Origin of the sequence: Melghiribacillus thermohalophilus (genome assembly GCF_004342905.1) — a bacterium.
Classification (GTDB): Bacteria; Bacillota; Bacilli; order Bacillales; family Alkalibacillaceae; genus Melghiribacillus; species Melghiribacillus thermohalophilus.
The window spans coordinates 18120-36816 of the sequence record NZ_SMAN01000011.1; the positions used below are offsets into that span (position 1 = coordinate 18120).

The window sequence follows — 18697 nt, forward strand, 5'->3', positions numbered from 1 at the left end:
ATGTGCTGGGCTGACTTGTTTTTTACGATTATGAAGGATTAGTTTGATGAAAAAGGGAGGGAAGGGCAGCCTCTTGTCCTATAGTGATGGAAAAAAGATGGTATGTTGTTCATACTTATTCAGGATATGAAAACAAAGTGAAAACCAATCTAGAAAAACGTGTAGAATCCATGGGAATGCAGGATAAAATTTTCCGGGTAATTGTACCGGAGGAAGAACAGACAGAAATCAAAGACGGAAAGCGGAAAACATCCATGAAAAAAGTCTTTCCGGGATATGTGCTGGCGGAGATGATTATGACTGATGACTCCTGGTACGTCGTTCGGAATACACCCGGCGTTACAGGATTTGTAGGTTCCACCGGATCTGGTTCTAAGCCTACCCCTCTCTTGCCCGAAGAAGTGGATGCCATTTTGAAACGAATGGGTGTGGATGAACCTGCAGCCAGTGTGGATTTTGAAATCAAGGAAAGCGTTAAAGTAACAGATGGGCCATTTGCCAACTTTACAGGGACCATTGAACATATTGATGTGGATAAGCAAAAAGTGAAGGTGCACGTCAATATGTTTGGCCGGGAGACTCCGGTAGAATTGGATTTTTCACAGATTGAAAAATTATAAGGTTAATGCTTGAAATTCACCAGTAAACATGCTAAAATTTTTTTGTTCTCTATGGCCTCGTAAATATGGGGTTTTAAAGCTGAGTGGGAGGGGAATACCCCATTTACCACATCACGGACTTAAGGAGGTGTGTCTCGTGGCTAAAAAAGTTGTTAATGTAGTGAAACTGCAAATTCCTGCAGGAAAAGCAAACCCGGCGCCGCCAGTTGGTCCTGCTCTTGGTCAGGCTGGTATAAATATCATGGGTTTCTGTAAGGAATTTAATGCACGTACACAAGATCAGGCTGGTATGATTATTCCTGTTGAAATTACGGTTTATGAAGACCGTTCATTTACATTCGTAACCAAAACACCGCCTGCTGCTGTTCTGTTGAAAAAAGCAGCCGGTATCGATTCAGGATCAGGTGAACCGAACCGCAATAAGGTAGCAACCATCAAGCGCGATAAAGTGCGTGAAATTGCGGAAATGAAAATGCCTGACTTAAACGCTGCAGACGTGGAAGCAGCTATGCGCATGGTAGAAGGTACCGCGCGTAGCATGGGAATTGTAGTTGAAGACTAATCCCACATGCAGTAATGCTTAGTGTTGTGCGAGAAGGTTGCGAGGATGGGGAACCATTTCGCAACCTTTATTAGTGGGAGGTTCAGCCGTTAAAACCACATTTGAGGAGGAAATGTTATGGCTAAGAAAGGAAAAAAGTATTTAGAAGCTTTAAAACTGATTGATCGTACAAAAGCTTACGGCATTAATGAAGCAGTGGAACTGGTGAAAAAGACTGCTACGGCTTCATTTGATGAAACCGTTGATGCTGCATTCCGTCTCGGGGTCGATCCGAAAAAAGCGGATCAGCAAATTCGCGGAGCTATGGTACTACCGCATGGAACTGGTAAAACCCAGAAAGTTCTTGTTTTCGCAAAAGGTGAAAAAGCAAGAGAAGCAGAGGCAGCCGGCGCAGATTATGTAGGTGAGCAGGATCTTATCAACAAAATCAATCAAGGCTGGTTTGATTTTGATGTAGTCGTTGCTACTCCTGACATGATGGCCGAAGTCGGTAAACTCGGACGTGTCCTTGGACCTAAAGGGCTCATGCCAAACCCCAAGACAGGAACCGTAACATTTGAAGTGGAAAAAGCTGTAAAAGAAATCAAGGCCGGTAAAATTGAATACCGTGTGGACAAATCTGGTAACATTCACGTTCCAATCGGAAAAGTATCCTTTGATAATCAAAAACTTGTGGAAAACTTTGAAGCGCTTGTAGAAACCCTAATCAAAGCTAAACCACAATCTTCAAAAGGTACTTACATGCGCAATGCAGCCATTTCTTCTACCATGGGTCCTGGAATCCGTGTGGATGTTTCCGGATATGTACGCAAATAAAAATTGACTTTCACGCTGGAGTTCGTTATAATGGCTCTGGCAAAATGAATACATGCATTATACCGTAGACAGTAGGTGCGGTTCATTCGCTTAATTTCCTACCGAGGTATACGAGTCGGAAATCAACTGCATGGTTTAGCTGTGCAGATTTACGATACGTGCCTCCATGTCTATGGAGGCATTTTTTTAGATTTTCGCACCTGCGGTATAGTGACGGGAACAGGAGGTGGAATGGATGAGCAAAACCCTTGAACACAAAAAACAAATGGTAACTGAAATTGCTGAAAAATTACAGAACAGTAAGTCAACGATTCTTGTTGACTACCGCGGCCTGAATGTTGAAGAAGTAACTGAACTTCGCAAACAGCTTCGTGAAGCGGGAGTTGATTTTAAAGTATACAAAAATACGATGACTCGCCGTGCTGCTGAGAAGGCAGATTTAACGGAACTGAATGACATTCTTACTGGACCGACTGCCATAGCGTTCAGTGACGAAGATGTAGTGGCTCCTGCCAAAGTGTTAAACAACTTTGCAAAGGATCACGAAGCTCTTGAAATTAAAGGTGGAGTGATTGAAGGAAACATCGCTTCTCTTGAACAAATTAAAGAGCTTGCAGATCTTCCATCCTACGAAGGTTTGCTTTCTATGCTGCTCAGCGTGCTTCAGGCTCCTGTGCGCAATTTTGCATATGCCGCAAAGGCCATTGCCGACCAAAAAGAAGAAGCAGGTGCTTAATCGCCTGATTCTGAACGTCTGATAAAACAAAATATTTGAGGAGGAATTAAGATGACGAAAGAACAAATTATTGATGCGCTTAAAGAGATGACTGTTCTTGAACTTAACGAACTTGTTAAAGCGATTGAAGAAGAATTTGGTGTAACTGCTGCAGCTCCTGTGGCTGTTGCAGGCGGTGCAGCTGGTGGAGATGCTGCTGAAGAAAAATCTGAATTTGATGTCGTACTTACCGATGCAGGAAGCTCTAAAATCAAAGTGGTTAAAGCTGTACGCGAAATCACTGGTCTTGGCTTGAAAGATGCAAAAGACTTAGTCGATAACGCTCCAAAACCAGTTAAAGAAGGCGTTGCAAAAGAAGAAGCTGAAGAACTGAAAGCTAAACTTGAAGAAGCAGGTGCTTCTGTAGAGTTGAAGTAAGTCGCTGAAATGAAATGAGTAAAGCTCGCTGTTTACCGGCGGGCTTTGCTTTTTATATCTTATTCCAGGGCATTTTTTCATGAGCCATTTTGATTAAGGATGATGCCATCTGGTAAAAATGAATTCTGGAAGGTGTTAGCATGGATCACTACTATTCAAAAGACCCGGCATCCAAAAGTGAACCGGTAACCTGGAAGGAACATCTCCGGGAGAAAACATTCATATTTACTTCGGATCATGGTGTTTTTTCTAAAGGAAAAGTTGATTTTGGTTCCAGAACCTTAATTGAATATTTTGAAGAGCCTGAGGTAGAAGGTCCGATTGTGGATGTGGGCTGTGGTTACGGTCCTATTGGACTTTCCCTGGCACATCGTTACCCATCCCGTCATGTATACATGATAGATGTGAATCAACGGGCCCTGGAGCTTGCGAGAAAGAATGCAGCGGATAATCATATAACAAATGTTACTGTCCGGGAAAGTGATCTGCTGGATGGTGTTTCGGAACAGAAGTTTGCTGCCATCGTTTCAAATCCCCCGGTTCGTGCCGGAAAAAATATTGTTCACCGTCTATTTGAAGACAGTTTTCATGCACTGCTCACAGGCGGGGAACTCTGGATCGTTCTTCAAAAAAAACAGGGAGCACCTTCCGCGAAGAAAAAACTTGAGGAAATCTTTGGCCATGCCGATATAAGAAAAAGAAACAAAGGATATTACATTATTGTTGCAAAAAAGTTTGACTGAACGTTTTAGCTATGCTAATATTGAAAAATGCCAACATATAAAAACTCTTGTCAAGGGGAATTTTTCATGGCATGAGATGTATATTTCACCTCTGTTATGGGATATAATGGTAAAACTGAGAATAAACAATCATAAGCGGTTTTCATAGCAAAACCCTTTTTCTTTTTGTCTAACGTTAGAGAGAATGAAAATAGGATAGGCCATTCGTTTTATATACGATTTTCTGAAGCAGCGATCCCGTCGTTTAAATGGACTGATCTACTGGCTTTGACCGACCGATCTCTCCCATGTATTTTGCGGAATTTTCGGCCGGTTAAGTGATATAAAACGAATGTACCATATAACATGCTTATGTGGGCAGAGGAGGCCTGCATAATCTATGTTCGGCATGCACTTTTTTGCCGGACCCTTTGTTTTTAAATTATGTTTGTTTGAGGGGTGAATCAGTTGACAGGTCAACTAGTTCAATATGGTCGACACCGCCAGCGAAGAAGTTACGCGCGTATCAGTGAAGTTCTGGAATTGCCAAACTTAATCGAAATTCAAACCGCTTCATATGAATGGTTCCTCGAAGAAGGTTTGAGAGAGATGTTTCAGGACATTTCCCCGATCGAAGACTTCACCGGAAACCTTTCATTAGAATTTGTAGATTATAGTCTGGGTGAACCGAAGTACCCGGTGGACGAAGCAAAAGAGCGAGACGTCACGTATTCAGCTCCTCTTCGTGTAAAGGTACGACTGCTGAATAAAGAAACAGGGGAAGTAAAAGAGCAGGAAGTGTTCATGGGGGATTTTCCTCTGATGACAGACACAGGCACCTTTATTATTAATGGTGCAGAACGTGTCATCGTATCTCAGCTCGTCCGTTCTCCAAGTGTTTATTACAGTGAAAAGATGGATAAAAACGGCAAAAAAGGATATACGGCTACCGTCATTCCAAACCGTGGAGCATGGCTTGAGTTTGAGACTGATGCAAAAGATGTGGTACATGTACGAATTGACCGAACAAGAAAATTGCCAATCACAGTGCTGCTCCGTGCCCTGGGATTTAGCACAGATGAAGATATAATCGAACTGCTCGGAGACAACCTGTTTTTGAGAAATACGCTAGAAAAAGACAATACAGAAAACAGCGAAAAAGCGCTTCTGGAAATTTATGAACGTCTGCGTCCGGGAGAACCGCCCACTGTTGAAAATGCAAAGAGCCTGCTGATCTCCCGTTTCTTTGACCCTAAACGATATGACCTTGCTCACGTGGGACGTTATAAGATCAACAAAAAACTCCATATTAAAAATCGTATATTTAACCAGATCCTTGCGGAAAACATTGTTGATGCGGAAACTGGCGAAGTGATTGCCCGTGAAGGTGACCGAATGGATCGCCGTTTGCTGAATAGAATATTACCTTACCTGGAAAATGAGGAAAACAGGCTGGGTGAGCAAATTCTAGAGCCTCATGAAGGGGTTTTGGATGACCCGATTAAGATTCAGTCCATTAAAATTTACGACCCAACTGATCCCGAAGGCGAAAAAACGCTGAATGTGATCAGCAATGCCCAGGTAGAAGATGGTGTAAAAAACATTACACCGGCCGACATCATTGCTTCAATCAGCTATTTCTTTAACTTGTTACATGAAGTAGGAGATACTGACGATATTGACCATCTGGGAAATCGTCGCCTTCGTTCGGTTGGTGAATTATTGCAGAACCAGTTCCGGATTGGTTTATCGAGAATGGAACGTGTGGTCCGTGAACGAATGTCGATTCAGGATACGAGTTCCATTACACCTCAGCAATTGATCAATATTCGTCCAGTCATCGCATCGATCAAGGAATTTTTCGGCAGTTCTCAGCTGTCTCAGTTTATGGACCAGACGAATCCGCTGGCAGAATTAACCCATAAACGGAGGCTGTCAGCCCTTGGACCGGGCGGTCTTACCAGGGAACGCGCAGGATTTGAAGTCCGTGACGTTCACTATTCGCATTATGGCCGTATGTGTCCGATTGAGACGCCTGAGGGTCCAAACATTGGCTTGATTAATTCCCTATCTTCATATGCGAAAGTCAATAAGTTTGGATTTATCGAAACACCTTATCGCAGAATAGATCCTGAAACGGGAAAGGTAACGGCGCAAATCGACTACCTGACAGCTGACGAAGAAGACAATTATGTCGTCGCCCAGGCGAATGCACGTCTCGATGACGAGGGTAACTTTATTGATGAGGAAGTCATTGCCCGTTTCCGGGGGGAAAACATTGTGGTTCCCCGGGACCGTGTAGACTATATGGATGTTTCCCCTAAACAGGTCGTTTCAGCTGCAACAGCCTGTATCCCTTTCCTGGAAAACGACGACTCCAACCGGGCTTTAATGGGCGCAAACATGCAGCGTCAGGCAGTGCCTCTCATGCAGCCGGAAGCACCAATTGTGGGAACGGGAATGGAGTATGTTTCAGGGAAAGACTCTGGTGCAGCTGTCATCTGTAAACATGATGGAATTGTTGAACGGGTTGAGGCTAAAGAAGTTCTCGTTCGCCGTGTTTCTGAAGTGGACGGAAAAGAAGTAAAGGGAGATTTAGACCGCTATCGCCTGCAAAAATTCGTTCGTTCAAACCAGGGTACATGTTACAATCAGCGTCCGATTGTGGAAAAGGGTGAACGGGTGAAGAAAGGTGATATTCTTGCAGACGGGCCGTCTATGGAACAGGGAGAACTTGCCCTTGGCCGTAACGTGCTTGTTGCCTTCATGACCTGGGATGGATACAACTTTGAGGACGCAATTATCATGAGTGAGCGTCTTGTAAAAGATGATGTATATACCTCTATTCATATTGAGGAGTTTGAATCTGAAGCCCGTGACACGAAATTGGGACCGGAGGAAATCACGCGTGATATTCCAAACGTTGGGGAAGACGCCTTAAAAAACCTCGATGAACGAGGAATTGTAAGAATCGGTGCAGAAGTTTCCGATGGGGACCTGCTTGTGGGTAAGGTTACGCCTAAAGGTGTAACCGAACTGACTGCCGAAGAGCGCCTGCTTCATGCCATTTTTGGTGAAAAAGCCCGTGAAGTCCGTGACACATCTTTACGAGTCCCCCATGGCGGAGGCGGCATTGTTCTCGATGTAAAAGTATTTAAGCGGGAAGATGGAGATGAACTGCCTCCTGGCGTCAACCAGCTTGTGCGTGTCTACATTGTTCAGAAGCGGAAGATTTCTGAAGGGGATAAGATGGCAGGACGACATGGAAACAAAGGGGTTATCTCAAAAATTTTGCCTGAAGAAGATATGCCGTTCTTGCCGGATGGCACCCCGGTGGATATCATGTTGAACCCCCTAGGTGTACCATCCCGGATGAACATCGGTCAGGTGCTTGAGCTTCATCTCGGTATGGCAGCCAGACAGCTCGGCATTCATGTGGCTTCGCCGGTATTTGACGGTGCTGATGAGGAAGACGTCTGGGAAACCCTGGATGAAGCAGGTTTGCCACGGGACGCAAAAACCGTTCTGTACGATGGCCGTACAGGCGAACCTTTTGATAATCGAGTATCAGTCGGTGTTATGTACATGCTCAAATTGGCTCACATGGTCGATGATAAGCTACATGCACGCTCAACCGGACCATACTCACTCGTCACTCAGCAGCCGCTGGGCGGTAAAGCTCAGTTTGGTGGCCAGCGTTTTGGCGAGATGGAGGTGTGGGCCCTTGAGGCATATGGTGCAGCATATACCTTGCAGGAGTTATTAACCGTTAAATCCGATGATGTTGTCGGCCGTGTGAAAACGTATGAAGCAATTGTTAAAGGTGAAAACGTACCAGAGCCTGGAGTGCCGGAGTCATTTAAGGTATTAATCAAAGAGCTTCAAAGCCTTGGAATGGATGTAAAAATTCTTTCCAGTGATGAGACAGAGATCGAAATGCGCGATATCGAAGAAGACGATCAGCCTGCAGAACAGCTGGATGTCCAGGTGGATAGCAAAAAAAGTGTCACGAAGTAATGGAATCGGTTAAACCAGGATTAAAAGGGAGGTTGGCCCCTTGCTAGATGTAAATAACTTTGAATTCATGAAAATCGGTTTGGCTTCACCGGATAAAATCCGCTCCTGGTCTTATGGTGAAGTAAAAAAACCAGAAACCATCAACTATCGGACCTTAAAACCTGAAAAAGACGGGTTGTTTTGTGAACGGATTTTTGGTCCCACAAAGGACTGGGAATGTCACTGTGGAAAATATAAACGTGTTCGCTACAAAGGTGTCGTATGTGACCGATGTGGTGTAGAAGTGACAAAATCCAAAGTGAGAAGGGAGCGGATGGGGCATATTGAACTGGCAGCCCCTGTCTCCCATATCTGGTATTTTAAAGGGATTCCCAGTCGTATGGGGCTAGTCCTTGATATGTCCCCGCGTGCACTCGAGGAAGTGATTTATTTTGCGGCCTATGTGGTGACAGATCCAGGGGATACTCCATTAGAAAAGAAACAGCTTCTTTCTGAAAAGGAATACCGTTCATACAGGGAAAAATACGGACAATCTTTTAAGGCTATGATGGGAGCGGAAGCCATCCGCAAGCTTTTAAAAGATATTGATCTGGATAAAGAAGTAGAAGCATTAAGAGAAGAGCTAAGAACAGCACAGGGTCAGCGCCGTACCCGTGCCATCAAACGTCTTGAAGTGCTTGAAGCATTCCGTCATTCTGGAAACGACCCATCCTGGATGATCCTGGATGTGCTTCCGGTTATTCCACCGGAACTCCGCCCAATGGTTCAACTGGATGGGGGACGCTTTGCTACATCTGATTTGAATGATCTATATCGCCGTGTCATAAACCGAAACAATCGTCTGAAGCGGCTGCTTGATCTTGGAGCTCCAAGCATTATTGTTCAAAACGAAAAGCGGATGCTTCAGGAAGCGGTAGATGCACTAATTGATAACGGACGCCGGGGCCGTCCGGTAACCGGGCCTGGAAATCGCCCATTAAAATCCCTTTCCCACATGTTAAAGGGTAAGCAGGGGCGTTTCCGTCAGAACCTGTTAGGTAAGCGTGTCGACTACTCCGGACGTTCGGTCATTGTTGTGGGTCCAGGTCTGAAAATGTATCAGTGCGGTCTTCCGAAAGAAATGGCTCTGGAACTGTTTAAGCCATTTGTGATGAAAGAGCTGGTTGATCGGGGGCTGGCGCATAACATTAAGTCTGCTAAACGGAAAATTGAACGGGTACATCCGGAAGTATGGGGCGTGCTTGAAGATGTGATTAAAGAGCACCCAGTACTCCTGAACCGTGCACCGACACTGCACAGGCTTGGTATCCAGGCATTTGAGCCAACCCTTGTTGAGGGCCGTGCCATCAGGCTGCATCCACTGGTATGTACAGCATATAACGCAGACTTTGATGGAGATCAGATGGCGGTTCACGTACCACTTTCCGCCGAAGCCCAGGCGGAAGCACGTATCCTGATGCTTGCTGCCCAAAACATCCTGAATCCTAAAGACGGTAAGCCAGTAGTCACACCGTCACAGGACATGGTGTTAGGAAACTATTACCTGACTCTGGAGCGTAAAGGGGCAATTGGTGAAGGGAAAGTATTTAAAGATGCCAATGAAGCGTTGATTGCTTACCAAAATGGATATGTGCATCTTCATTCACGGATTGCAGTCGATGCAGGCTCATTAAATAATGAGACATTCACCGAAGATCAGAACAATATGCTTCTTTTAACAACGGTCGGAAAACTGATTTTCAATGAGATGCTGCCAAATTCATTCCCATACATTAATGAACCGACTGCAAACAATCTTGAAAATAAAACTCCAGAAAAATATTTTGTACCAAAGGGTACCAATGTGAAAGAGGAATTCGAAAAACGAGATCTTGTTCCTCCGTTTAAGAAAGGTATCCTTGGGGATATTATCGCAGAGGTATTCAAGCGCTTTAAAATTACGGAAACATCCAAAATGCTTGACCGCATGAAGGATCTTGGTTTCCATTACTCAACTAAAGCCGGGATTACAATTGGCATTTCCGATATCGTTGTATTGCCTGAAAAGCAAGAAATTCTTGAAAAAGCCCAGGCTAAAATCGATAAGGTCATGAAACAGTTCCGCCGGGGACTTATTACAGAAGAAGAGCGCTATGACCGTGTGATCAGCACCTGGACGGAAGCGAAGGACGAAATTCAGGATAAACTGATGGGCTCTCTGGATTCACACAACCCGATCTTTATGATGAGTGATTCCGGTGCACGGGGTAACGCATCCAACTTCACGCAGCTTGCAGGTATGCGTGGTCTGATGGCCAACCCGGCCGGACGGATTATCGAGCTTCCGATTAAATCCAGCTTCCGTGAGGGTCTGACGGTACTGGAATACTTCATTTCCACTCACGGAGCCCGTAAAGGTCTTGCGGATACAGCTCTGAAGACAGCCGACTCAGGTTACTTAACCCGACGTCTAGTAGATGTCGCCCAGGATGTGATTGTCCGGGAAGACGACTGCGGAACCGACCGGGGCATGACCGTGCGTGCTCTGAAAGATGGCAACGAAGAAATCGTACCATTGTACGACCGCCTTGTAGGGCGTACAGCCTTTCGAACGATCCGTAACCCAGAAACAGGCGAAACCATTGTTAAACGCAATAATATGATTTCGGAAGACCAGGCGAAGCAAATTGTAGAGTCTGGTATAGAAGAAGTCGAAATCCGCTCTGTGTTTACATGTAACACCCGCCACGGTGTCTGTAAAAAATGTTACGGGCGCAACCTGGCAATCGGCGACGAGGTGGAAGTTGGAGAGGCAGTCGGAATTATCGCTGCACAGTCTATTGGAGAACCAGGGACACAGCTTACCATGCGTACCTTCCACACAGGCGGTGTAGCGGGAGATGACATTACTCAGGGTCTGCCCCGTATTCAGGAGCTGTTTGAGGCCCGTAATCCAAAAGGTCAGGCTGTCATCAGTGAAGTATTTGGTACTGTTGAAGAAATTAATGAACTTAAGGATAAATTGGAAATTGTTGTACAGGGTGATGTTGAAAAACGATCCTACACAGCACCCCTCAGTGCAAGGATCAAAGTTTCCGTCGGCGATTCAGTTGTTGCTGGCCAGGAACTGACAGAGGGTTCTGTCGATCCAAAGGAACTCCTGAAAGTACAAGGCGTGGAAGGGGTTCAGGAATATTTGCTTCGCGAAGTACAAAAGGTTTATCGTATACAGGGTGTAGAAATCAGCGACAAGCATATTGAGGTTATGGTGCGCCAGATGCTCCGGAAAGTCCGTGTGGTAGATGCCGGAGATACAGATGTCCTTCCAGGTTCACTGCTTGAAGTGTTCCAATTTAAAGATGCTAACCGAAAAGCCATACAGGAAGGCAAACAGCCAGCAGTGGGACGTCCGATCATTCTCGGTATTACAAAAGCATCCCTTGAGACAGACTCATTTCTGTCTGCAGCATCCTTCCAGGAAACAACCAGAGTGCTTACGGATGCCGCTATCAAAGGGAAAACAGATGAACTGCTCGGCTTAAAAGAAAATGTCATCATCGGTAAACTGGTGCCAGCAGGAACCGGTATGAACCGTTACCGCAAACTGAATGTACAGAAGAATGAAGTTGAAGCAACAGAAGAAGAGAGCCGGGAAGAAATAACAGCACAATAACTGGATAGGATGAGGAAAATCGGAAGCACCTTGAATTTTTAAAAATATCGTTGACATGAACAAATGAGAAGTGATAATATATTCAAGGTGCTTCCATTACCTTGTTACTTTGGAGGATATACCAATGTCTTATGAAAAAGTAGCACAGGCAAAATCCAGGATAATCATTGGAACCAAACAGTCCATAAAAGCCATAAAAAATGGCGAAGTGAAGGAAGTCATCATAGCAGAAGACGCAGACTCCCATGTGACCGGTAAAGTTATACGAATGGCAGAACAAAATGACATTCCCGTATTCCGTGTGGATTCCATGAAAAAACTTGGAAAAACATGTGGGATCGACGTTGGAGCAGCGACTGTTGCGATCAAACACTAAAGCTTTGGCGATTGATTTCGTCAAAACTTTGTTTTTTGCATTTTTATGAACCACCTGGATGTGTGGTATTACATCAGGAAATGAAAGGAGGAAACGATATGCCTACCATTAACCAGCTAGTACGCAAAGGGCGTAAAAGCAAGACAAGAAAATCTGATTCACCTGCTTTGAATAAAGGATACAACAGTTTCAAAAAATCCTTAACTAACAATCCATCACCACAAAAACGCGGAGTATGTACCCGTGTTGGAACGATGACTCCTAAGAAGCCGAACTCAGCTCTTCGTAAATATGCTCGTGTTCGTCTGACAAATGGTATTGAGGTGACTGCATATATTCCTGGTATTGGTCACAATCTCCAGGAACACAGTGTAGTATTAATCCGTGGTGGACGTGTTAAGGACTTGCCGGGTGTACGTTACCACATTGTTCGCGGCGCCCTGGATACTGCAGGAGTTGAAGACCGCAAACAGGGACGTTCGAAATACGGAACGAAAAAACCTAAGAATTAATCGGATATCTCGTACTAGTTCTACGACATTTTGAAAGGAGGGTGACTTATGCCTCGTAAAGGTCCAGTAGCAAAACGTGATGTACTGCCAGATCCAATTTACAATTCCAAACTTGTAACTCGCTTAATTAACCAGATTATGGTTGATGGCAAGAGGGGTAAAGCACAAAAAATTCTTTATCATGCTTTTGAATTAGTTCAGGAGCGTACAGGAAAAGAGCCAATGGAAGTGTTTGAACAGGCTCTAAAAAACGTAATGCCTGTACTTGAAGTTCGAGCTCGCCGTGTTGGTGGTTCCAACTATCAGGTGCCGGTGGAAGTCCGTCCGGAGCGCCGTCAGGCATTAGGGCTTCGCTGGATTGTAAACTATGCACGTCTTCGTGGTGAAAAGACCATGGAAGAAAGACTGGCAAATGAAATTATCGATGCTGCTAATAATACAGGTGCAGCTGTTAAGAAACGTGAAGATACGCATAAAATGGCGGAAGCGAATAAAGCATTTGCCCATTATCGCTGGTAATCGCATTCGAACATTCTTAAACTACATTTCAGGAAGGAGAAAGTTGCATGGCTAGAGAGTTCTCCTTAGACAAATACCGTAATATCGGAATTATGGCTCACATCGATGCCGGAAAAACAACGACTACCGAACGTATTTTGTTCTATACAGGACGTATTCATAAAATTGGAGAAACTCACGAAGGTGCTTCCCAGATGGACTGGATGGAGCAGGAACAGGAACGCGGAATCACCATTACATCCGCGGCGACTACTGCTCAATGGAAGGGCCATCGTATCAATATTATCGATACACCGGGCCACGTAGACTTCACTGTTGAGGTTGAACGTTCCTTGCGTGTTCTTGACGGTTCTGTTGCCGTACTTGATGCTCAGTCCGGAGTTGAGCCACAGACGGAGACGGTATGGCGTCAGGCAACAACCTATGGTGTACCTCGAATCGTTTTTGTCAATAAGATGGACAAAGTGGGAGCAGACTTCCTGTATTCTGTAAGCACCTTGCATGATCGTCTTGGTGCCAATGCTCATCCAATTCAGCTGCCAATTGGCGCTGAAGATGAGTTTGAGGGCATCATTGATCTGGTAGAAATGGAAGCTTATTATTATACAGACGATTTAGGAACTCGTACAGAGTCCCGTCCAGTACCTGACGAATATAAAGATCAGGCAGAAGAATATCGCGCCAAACTAATTGAAGCTGTTGCCGAGCTCGACGAAGACTTAATGATGAAATACCTGGAAGGTGAAGAAATCACAAAAGAAGAACTGAAAGCTGCCATCCGTAAGGCAACTTGTAACGTAGAATTCTATCCTGTACTTTGTGGTTCTGCCTTCAAAAACAAAGGGGTACAGCTCATGCTGGATGCTGTTGTGGACTATCTTCCGTCTCCACTTGATGTTCCATCAATCAAAGGTGTCGTTCCTGATACCGAGGAAGAAATTGAACGCAAGTCCAGTGACGATGAACCCTTCTCAGCTCTGGCATTTAAAGTCATGACAGACCCGTATGTAGGTAAACTGACATTCTTCCGTGTTTATTCAGGTACCCTTGATTCTGGATCTTATGTAAAGAACTCCACAAAAGACAAACGTGAGCGTATCGGTCGAATCCTGCAAATGCACGCCAATCACCGTGAAGAAATATCTCGCGTATATGCCGGTGATATTGCTGCTGCAGTAGGATTGAAAGATACAGCTACAGGCGATACACTATGTGATGACAAGAACCCAGTAATTCTTGAATCGATGGAATTCCCAGAACCAGTTATCGAGGTTGCCATCGAACCAAAATCGAAAGCAGATCAGGATAAAATGGCTGTAGCTCTTGCTAAGCTGGCAGAAGAAGACCCTACATTCAGAACTGAAACCAATCCTGAAACAGGTCAGACCATTATTGCCGGTATGGGAGAGCTTCATCTTGACATTATCGTGGACCGCCTCAAGCGTGAATTTAAAGTGGAAGCCAACATTGGTGCTCCACAGGTTGCTTACCGTGAAACATTCCGCGAAACTGCAGAAGTTGAAGGTAAGTTCATTCGCCAGTCTGGTGGTCGCGGTCAGTACGGTCATGTCTGGATCCGCTTTGAGCCAAATGAAGAAGGTGCAGGATTCGAATTCCATGACGCCATTGTCGGTGGTGTAGTCCCTCGTGAATACATTCCGGCAGTAAAAGCTGGTCTTGAAGAAGCCATGGAAAATGGAGTGCTTGCCGGATATCCATTAATCGACGTGAAAGCTACTCTGTTTGATGGTTCATACCACGATGTGGACTCAAGTGAAACAGCCTTTAAAGTTGCAGCTTCCCTTGCGCTGAGAGAAGCGAAAAACAAATGTAAACCTGTTTTGCTTGAACCGATGATGAAAGTGGAAGTAGTCGTACCTGAAGACTACATGGGTGATGTCATGGGTGATATCACTTCCCGTCGTGGACGTGTTGAAGGAATGGGTTCACGGGGAAATGCATCTGTCGTTAATGCGTTTGTTCCACTATCCGAAATGTTTGGCTATGCAACAGCACTTCGCTCAAACACACAGGGACGTGGAACGTATACGATGCACTTTGATCACTACGAAGAAGTACCTAAAAATATTGCAGAAGAGATTATCAAGAAAAATAGTGGTCAATAATTAACATTTTAACACCCATCAATTATAACTTGTTGTAGTAGACTCGGAAGCAGTCTTTCCCGATTGCTTCCGGGCACAACATAAATATTAATCCATAAGTCATTAATTCTTTAAAAGGAGGAAATATAAATGTCAAAAGAAAAATTTGATCGTTCCAAACCCCATGTTAACATCGGGACTATTGGACACGTTGACCATGGTAAAACTACTTTAACTGCAGCAATCACTCACGTACTTCACAAAAAATCTGGTAAAGGTACTGCGATGGCATACGACCAGATCGACGGTGCTCCAGAAGAGCGTGAGCGCGGTATTACGATCGCAACTGCACACGTTGAGTATGAAACTGACAACCGTCACTATGCACACGTTGACTGCCCGGGTCACGCTGACTACGTTAAAAACATGATCACTGGTGCAGCTCAGATGGACGGTGCGATCCTTGTAGTATCTGCGGCTGATGGTCCAATGCCACAGACTCGTGAGCACATTCTTCTTTCCCGTCAGGTAGGTGTACCTGCAATCGTCGTATTCTTGAATAAAACAGACATGGTAGACGACGAAGAGCTTCTTGAGCTAGTAGAAATGGAAGTTCGCGATCTTCTGTCTGAATACGAATTCCCTGGTGACGATGTACCAGTCATCAAAGGTTCTGCGTTAAAAGCTCTTGAAGGTGATGCTGACTACGAAAACGCTATTCTTGAGCTGATGGATGCAGTAGATGAGTACATCCCAACTCCAGACCGTGACACTGACAAACCATTCATGATGCCTGTAGAGGACGTATTCTCCATCACCGGACGCGGTACAGTTGCAACTGGTCGTGTTGAGCGCGGTCAAATCAAAGTTGGTGACGAAGTAGAAATTATCGGTCTTGCTGACGAAGCACAAAAAACTACTGTTACTGGTGTAGAAATGTTCCGTAAGCTTCTTGACTATGCTGAAGCTGGAGACAACATCGGTGCACTGCTTCGCGGTATCTCCCGTGAAGAAGTAAAACGTGGTCAGGTTCTTGCTGCACCAGGAACGATTACACCACACACTAAATTTAAAGCAGAAGTTTATGTACTATCTAAAGAAGAAGGTGGACGTCATACTCCATTCTTCTCTAACTATCGTCCTCAGTTCTACTTCCGTACAACTGACGTAACTGGTGTAATCACTCTTCCAGATGGTGTAGAAATGGTTATGCCTGGAGATAACGTAGAAATGACAGTAGAACTGATTTCACCAATCGCGATCGAAGACGGAACGAAGTTTTCTATCCGTGAAGGTGGACGTACTGTAGGAGCAGGCGTTGTATCTCAAATTATCGAGTAATGAAGAATAACAGATCCGATAGAAGCAGACAGCGACTTAGCTGTCTGCTTTTTTGTGGTTGCAGAAAAAGTTTAAATAGACAATTTATTTTACATACTGGTAGAGAATTTAACTATAAAATAGGCGATGTTTCCCCTTTTTCCGGAAGACCTTGAAAATCAAGAGAGAAGTTTGTATAATACTGTGCGTGCAATTTTTTGAAAGATACAAATAAAGGTTGCATTCAGCATTATTCTTCATTATAATGAGTAATGTTGGGCATTAAGGCGATGATGCGGAAGGTTGCTGACACACCCGGCCCCTTTGCCATGGCAGGGCAGTCAGGAAATTTTCGCGGAGAATGTCTGTTTTTAAAATGGGCGAAAAAGGAGGGAAAATAATGGCAAAAGAAAAAATTCGCATTCGTTTAAAGGCTTATGATCATCGTATTCTTGATCAGTCTGCAGAAAAAATCGTAGAAACAGCGAAACGATCAGGAGCAAAGGTCTCTGGTCCGATTCCGCTGCCTACGGAAAAAACGGTTTACACAATCTTGCGTGCGGTGCACAAATATAAGGATTCTCGCGAACAGTTCGAGATGCGCACACACAAGCGTTTAATCGATATTTTGAGCCCTACTCCACAAACTGTGGATTCACTGATGCGATTAGATTTGCCATCAGGCGTTGATATTGAAATCAAATTATAATCTGACATGCGATTAGGAGGTGTGACGGATGGCGAAAGGAATCTTAGGAAAAAAAATCGGCATGACTCAGCTGTTCTCCGAAGATGGAGAATTGATTCCAGTCACTGTCGTTGAAGCAGAACCAAACGTTGTCCTGCAAAAGAAAACAAAAGAAAATGACGGCTATGAAGCGATTCAATTAGGTGTTGGTGACAAAAAAGATTCTCGTGCGAATAAGCCGGAACAAGGTCATGCTGAAAAAGCAAACACAAAGCCTAAGCGCTTCATTCGCGAAATCCGTAATGCGAATCTTGACGAATATGAAGTAGGTCAAGAAGTGAAGGTAGATATTTTTGAACCAGGAGAAAAGGTGGATGTGACGGGAACGTCTAAGGGGAAAGGTTTTCAGGGTGCCATCAAGCGCCATAATCAGTCCCGCGGACCAATGAGTCACGGTTCTCGCTATCACCGTCGTCCAGGGTCAATGGGACCGATTGATCCCATGCACGTGTTAAAAGGGAAAAAACTCCCTGGACAAATGGGTGGAGAAAAAGTGACCATCCAAAATCTTGAAGTTGTAAAAGTTGATCCTGAACGCAACTTAATTTTAATTAAAGGAAATATTCCTGGTGCAAAGAAATCATATGTAAAAATCACAAGTGCGGTAAAGGCGAACTAAGGACGTAAACGAAGGGAGGATATGTCATGCCTAAAGTAGCACTATATAATCAAAATGGCTCCCAGGTAGGAGACATTGAACTGAATGATGCGGTTTTTGGCATTGAGCCTAACACTCATGTATTGCATGAAGCTGTGGTCATGCAGCGTGCATCCCAGCGTCAGGGTACACATAAGGTAAAGAACCGTTCGGAAGTCAGAGGCGGTGGACGCAAACCATGGCGTCAAAAAGGAACAGGCCGTGCACGTCAGGGATCCATTCGTTCTCCTCAATGGGTAGGCGGGGGAACCGTATTTGGTCCAACTCCTAGAAGCTACAGCTATAAGCTTCCAAAAAAAGTGCGCCGTCTGGCACTGAAATCTGCGCTTTCTTCCAAAGTGCTTGATGAAAACATCATTGTACTTGACGATCTTTCAATCGAAGCACCAAAGACAAAAGAAGTTGTTAGCATGCTTAAAGGCTTAAACGTAAATGAAAAAGCCCTTATTGTAACAGCAGGGGAGGACAAAAACATTGTTCTTTCTGCCAACAACATTCCAGGTGTGAATGTTTTAACCGTAGAAGAAGTGAATGTTCTGGATTTGCTTGCGCATGACAAGCTGATTATTACAAAAGAAGCAGCTGAAAAAGCAGGGGAGGTGCTTGCATGATGAAAGACCCACGTGATATTATTAAGCGCCCCGTCATTACAGAGCATTCAGCTGATTTAATGGCTGACAAAAAATATACCTTTGAAGTAGATCCAAAAGCCAACAAAACCGAAATTAAACAGGCAGTAGAAACCATTTTTGGCGTTAAGGTCGAAAAAGTAAACACCATGAACAAGAAAGGCAAGTTTAGAAGAATGGGACGTTACGGAGGCTATCGTCCGAACCGCAAGAGAGCTATTGTTACCTTAACACCAGACAGTAAAGAACTCGATTTCTTTGAAAGTGTTTAATGAATAGACTATGATT

General features: G+C 44.5%; 18 protein-coding genes and 1 other annotated feature. All 18 genes read left to right on the top strand.

The features are described 5' to 3' along the window. The first annotated feature begins 86 nt into the window (after positions 1 to 86). Positions 87 to 620 carry a transcription termination/antitermination protein NusG gene (nusG, locus tag EDD68_RS08730; RefSeq protein ID WP_132371868.1) on the top strand — a complete coding sequence of 178 codons (534 nt, stop codon included), beginning with the start codon at positions 87 to 89 and terminating at the stop codon, positions 618 to 620. A gap of 136 nt (positions 621 to 756) precedes the next feature. Continuing rightward, a complete protein-coding gene (gene rplK / locus EDD68_RS08735) occupies positions 757 to 1182 on the top strand; it encodes a 50S ribosomal protein L11 (protein ID WP_165902121.1) in 426 nt (141 codons plus the stop codon). A gap of 117 nt (positions 1183 to 1299) precedes the next feature. Beyond that, positions 1300 to 1998, top strand: coding sequence for a 50S ribosomal protein L1 (gene rplA / locus EDD68_RS08740; RefSeq protein WP_132371869.1), 699 nt, complete (start codon positions 1300 to 1302; stop codon positions 1996 to 1998). Positions 1999 to 2042: 44 nt separating this feature from the next. After that, positions 2043 to 2194, top strand: a sequence feature (ribosomal protein L10 leader region). Between the two features lie 39 nt (positions 2195 to 2233). Continuing rightward, positions 2234 to 2734 (top strand): 50S ribosomal protein L10, encoded by a 501-nt coding sequence (gene rplJ, locus EDD68_RS08745; protein WP_132371870.1) that lies wholly within the window; start codon positions 2234 to 2236, stop codon positions 2732 to 2734. Positions 2735 to 2785: 51 nt separating this feature from the next. Further along, entirely contained in the window at positions 2786 to 3151 is a 366-nt protein-coding gene (gene rplL, locus EDD68_RS08750; RefSeq protein ID WP_132371871.1) for a 50S ribosomal protein L7/L12, read from the top strand. Between the two features lie 140 nt (positions 3152 to 3291). Further along, the gene (locus tag EDD68_RS08755) at positions 3292 to 3894 is read left to right on the top strand and encodes a class I SAM-dependent methyltransferase (RefSeq protein WP_132371872.1); all 603 of its coding nucleotides are present in this window, start codon (positions 3292 to 3294) and stop codon (positions 3892 to 3894) included. 447 nt (positions 3895 to 4341) lie between these two features. Further along, positions 4342 to 7890 (top strand): DNA-directed RNA polymerase subunit beta, encoded by a 3549-nt coding sequence (gene rpoB, locus EDD68_RS08760; RefSeq protein WP_132371873.1) that lies wholly within the window; start codon positions 4342 to 4344, stop codon positions 7888 to 7890. Between the two features lie 40 nt (positions 7891 to 7930). Continuing rightward, a complete protein-coding gene (gene rpoC / locus EDD68_RS08765; protein ID WP_132371874.1) occupies positions 7931 to 11542 on the top strand; it encodes a DNA-directed RNA polymerase subunit beta' in 3612 nt (1203 codons plus the stop codon). 124 nt (positions 11543 to 11666) lie between these two features. Next, entirely contained in the window at positions 11667 to 11918 is a 252-nt protein-coding gene (locus EDD68_RS08770) for a 50S ribosomal protein L7ae-like protein (RefSeq protein ID WP_132371875.1), read from the top strand. 98 nt (positions 11919 to 12016) lie between these two features. Continuing rightward, the gene (gene rpsL / locus EDD68_RS08775; protein WP_132371945.1) at positions 12017 to 12430 is read left to right on the top strand and encodes a 30S ribosomal protein S12; all 414 of its coding nucleotides are present in this window, start codon (positions 12017 to 12019) and stop codon (positions 12428 to 12430) included. 48 nt (positions 12431 to 12478) lie between these two features. Further along, positions 12479 to 12949 (top strand): 30S ribosomal protein S7, encoded by a 471-nt coding sequence (gene rpsG, locus EDD68_RS08780; RefSeq protein ID WP_132371876.1) that lies wholly within the window; start codon positions 12479 to 12481, stop codon positions 12947 to 12949. A gap of 47 nt (positions 12950 to 12996) precedes the next feature. Then, entirely contained in the window at positions 12997 to 15075 is a 2079-nt protein-coding gene (fusA, locus tag EDD68_RS08785) for an elongation factor G (protein ID WP_132371877.1), read from the top strand. A gap of 129 nt (positions 15076 to 15204) precedes the next feature. Further along, the gene (tuf, locus tag EDD68_RS08790) at positions 15205 to 16395 is read left to right on the top strand and encodes an elongation factor Tu (protein WP_132371878.1); all 1191 of its coding nucleotides are present in this window, start codon (positions 15205 to 15207) and stop codon (positions 16393 to 16395) included. A 251-nt stretch (positions 16396 to 16646) separates the two neighbouring features. Continuing rightward, a complete protein-coding gene (locus EDD68_RS15590; RefSeq protein WP_279388246.1) occupies positions 16647 to 16775 on the top strand; it encodes a hypothetical protein in 129 nt (42 codons plus the stop codon). After that, positions 16775 to 17083, top strand: coding sequence for a 30S ribosomal protein S10 (gene rpsJ, locus EDD68_RS08800; protein WP_132371879.1), 309 nt, complete (start codon positions 16775 to 16777; stop codon positions 17081 to 17083). The genes EDD68_RS15590 and rpsJ overlap by 1 nt, the downstream gene beginning before the upstream one ends. A gap of 28 nt (positions 17084 to 17111) precedes the next feature. Then, positions 17112 to 17741, top strand: a complete 630-nt coding sequence (rplC, locus tag EDD68_RS08805; protein ID WP_132371880.1) for a 50S ribosomal protein L3 — start codon at positions 17112 to 17114, stop codon at positions 17739 to 17741. Between the two features lie 26 nt (positions 17742 to 17767). Then, positions 17768 to 18391, top strand: a complete 624-nt coding sequence (rplD, locus tag EDD68_RS08810; protein WP_132371881.1) for a 50S ribosomal protein L4 — start codon at positions 17768 to 17770, stop codon at positions 18389 to 18391. After that, positions 18391 to 18681: a 50S ribosomal protein L23 gene (gene rplW, locus EDD68_RS08815; protein ID WP_132371882.1), complete on the top strand. Its 291-nt coding sequence runs from the start codon at positions 18391 to 18393 to the stop codon at positions 18679 to 18681. The genes rplD and rplW overlap by 1 nt, the downstream gene beginning before the upstream one ends. Positions 18682 to 18697 lie beyond the last annotated feature (16 nt).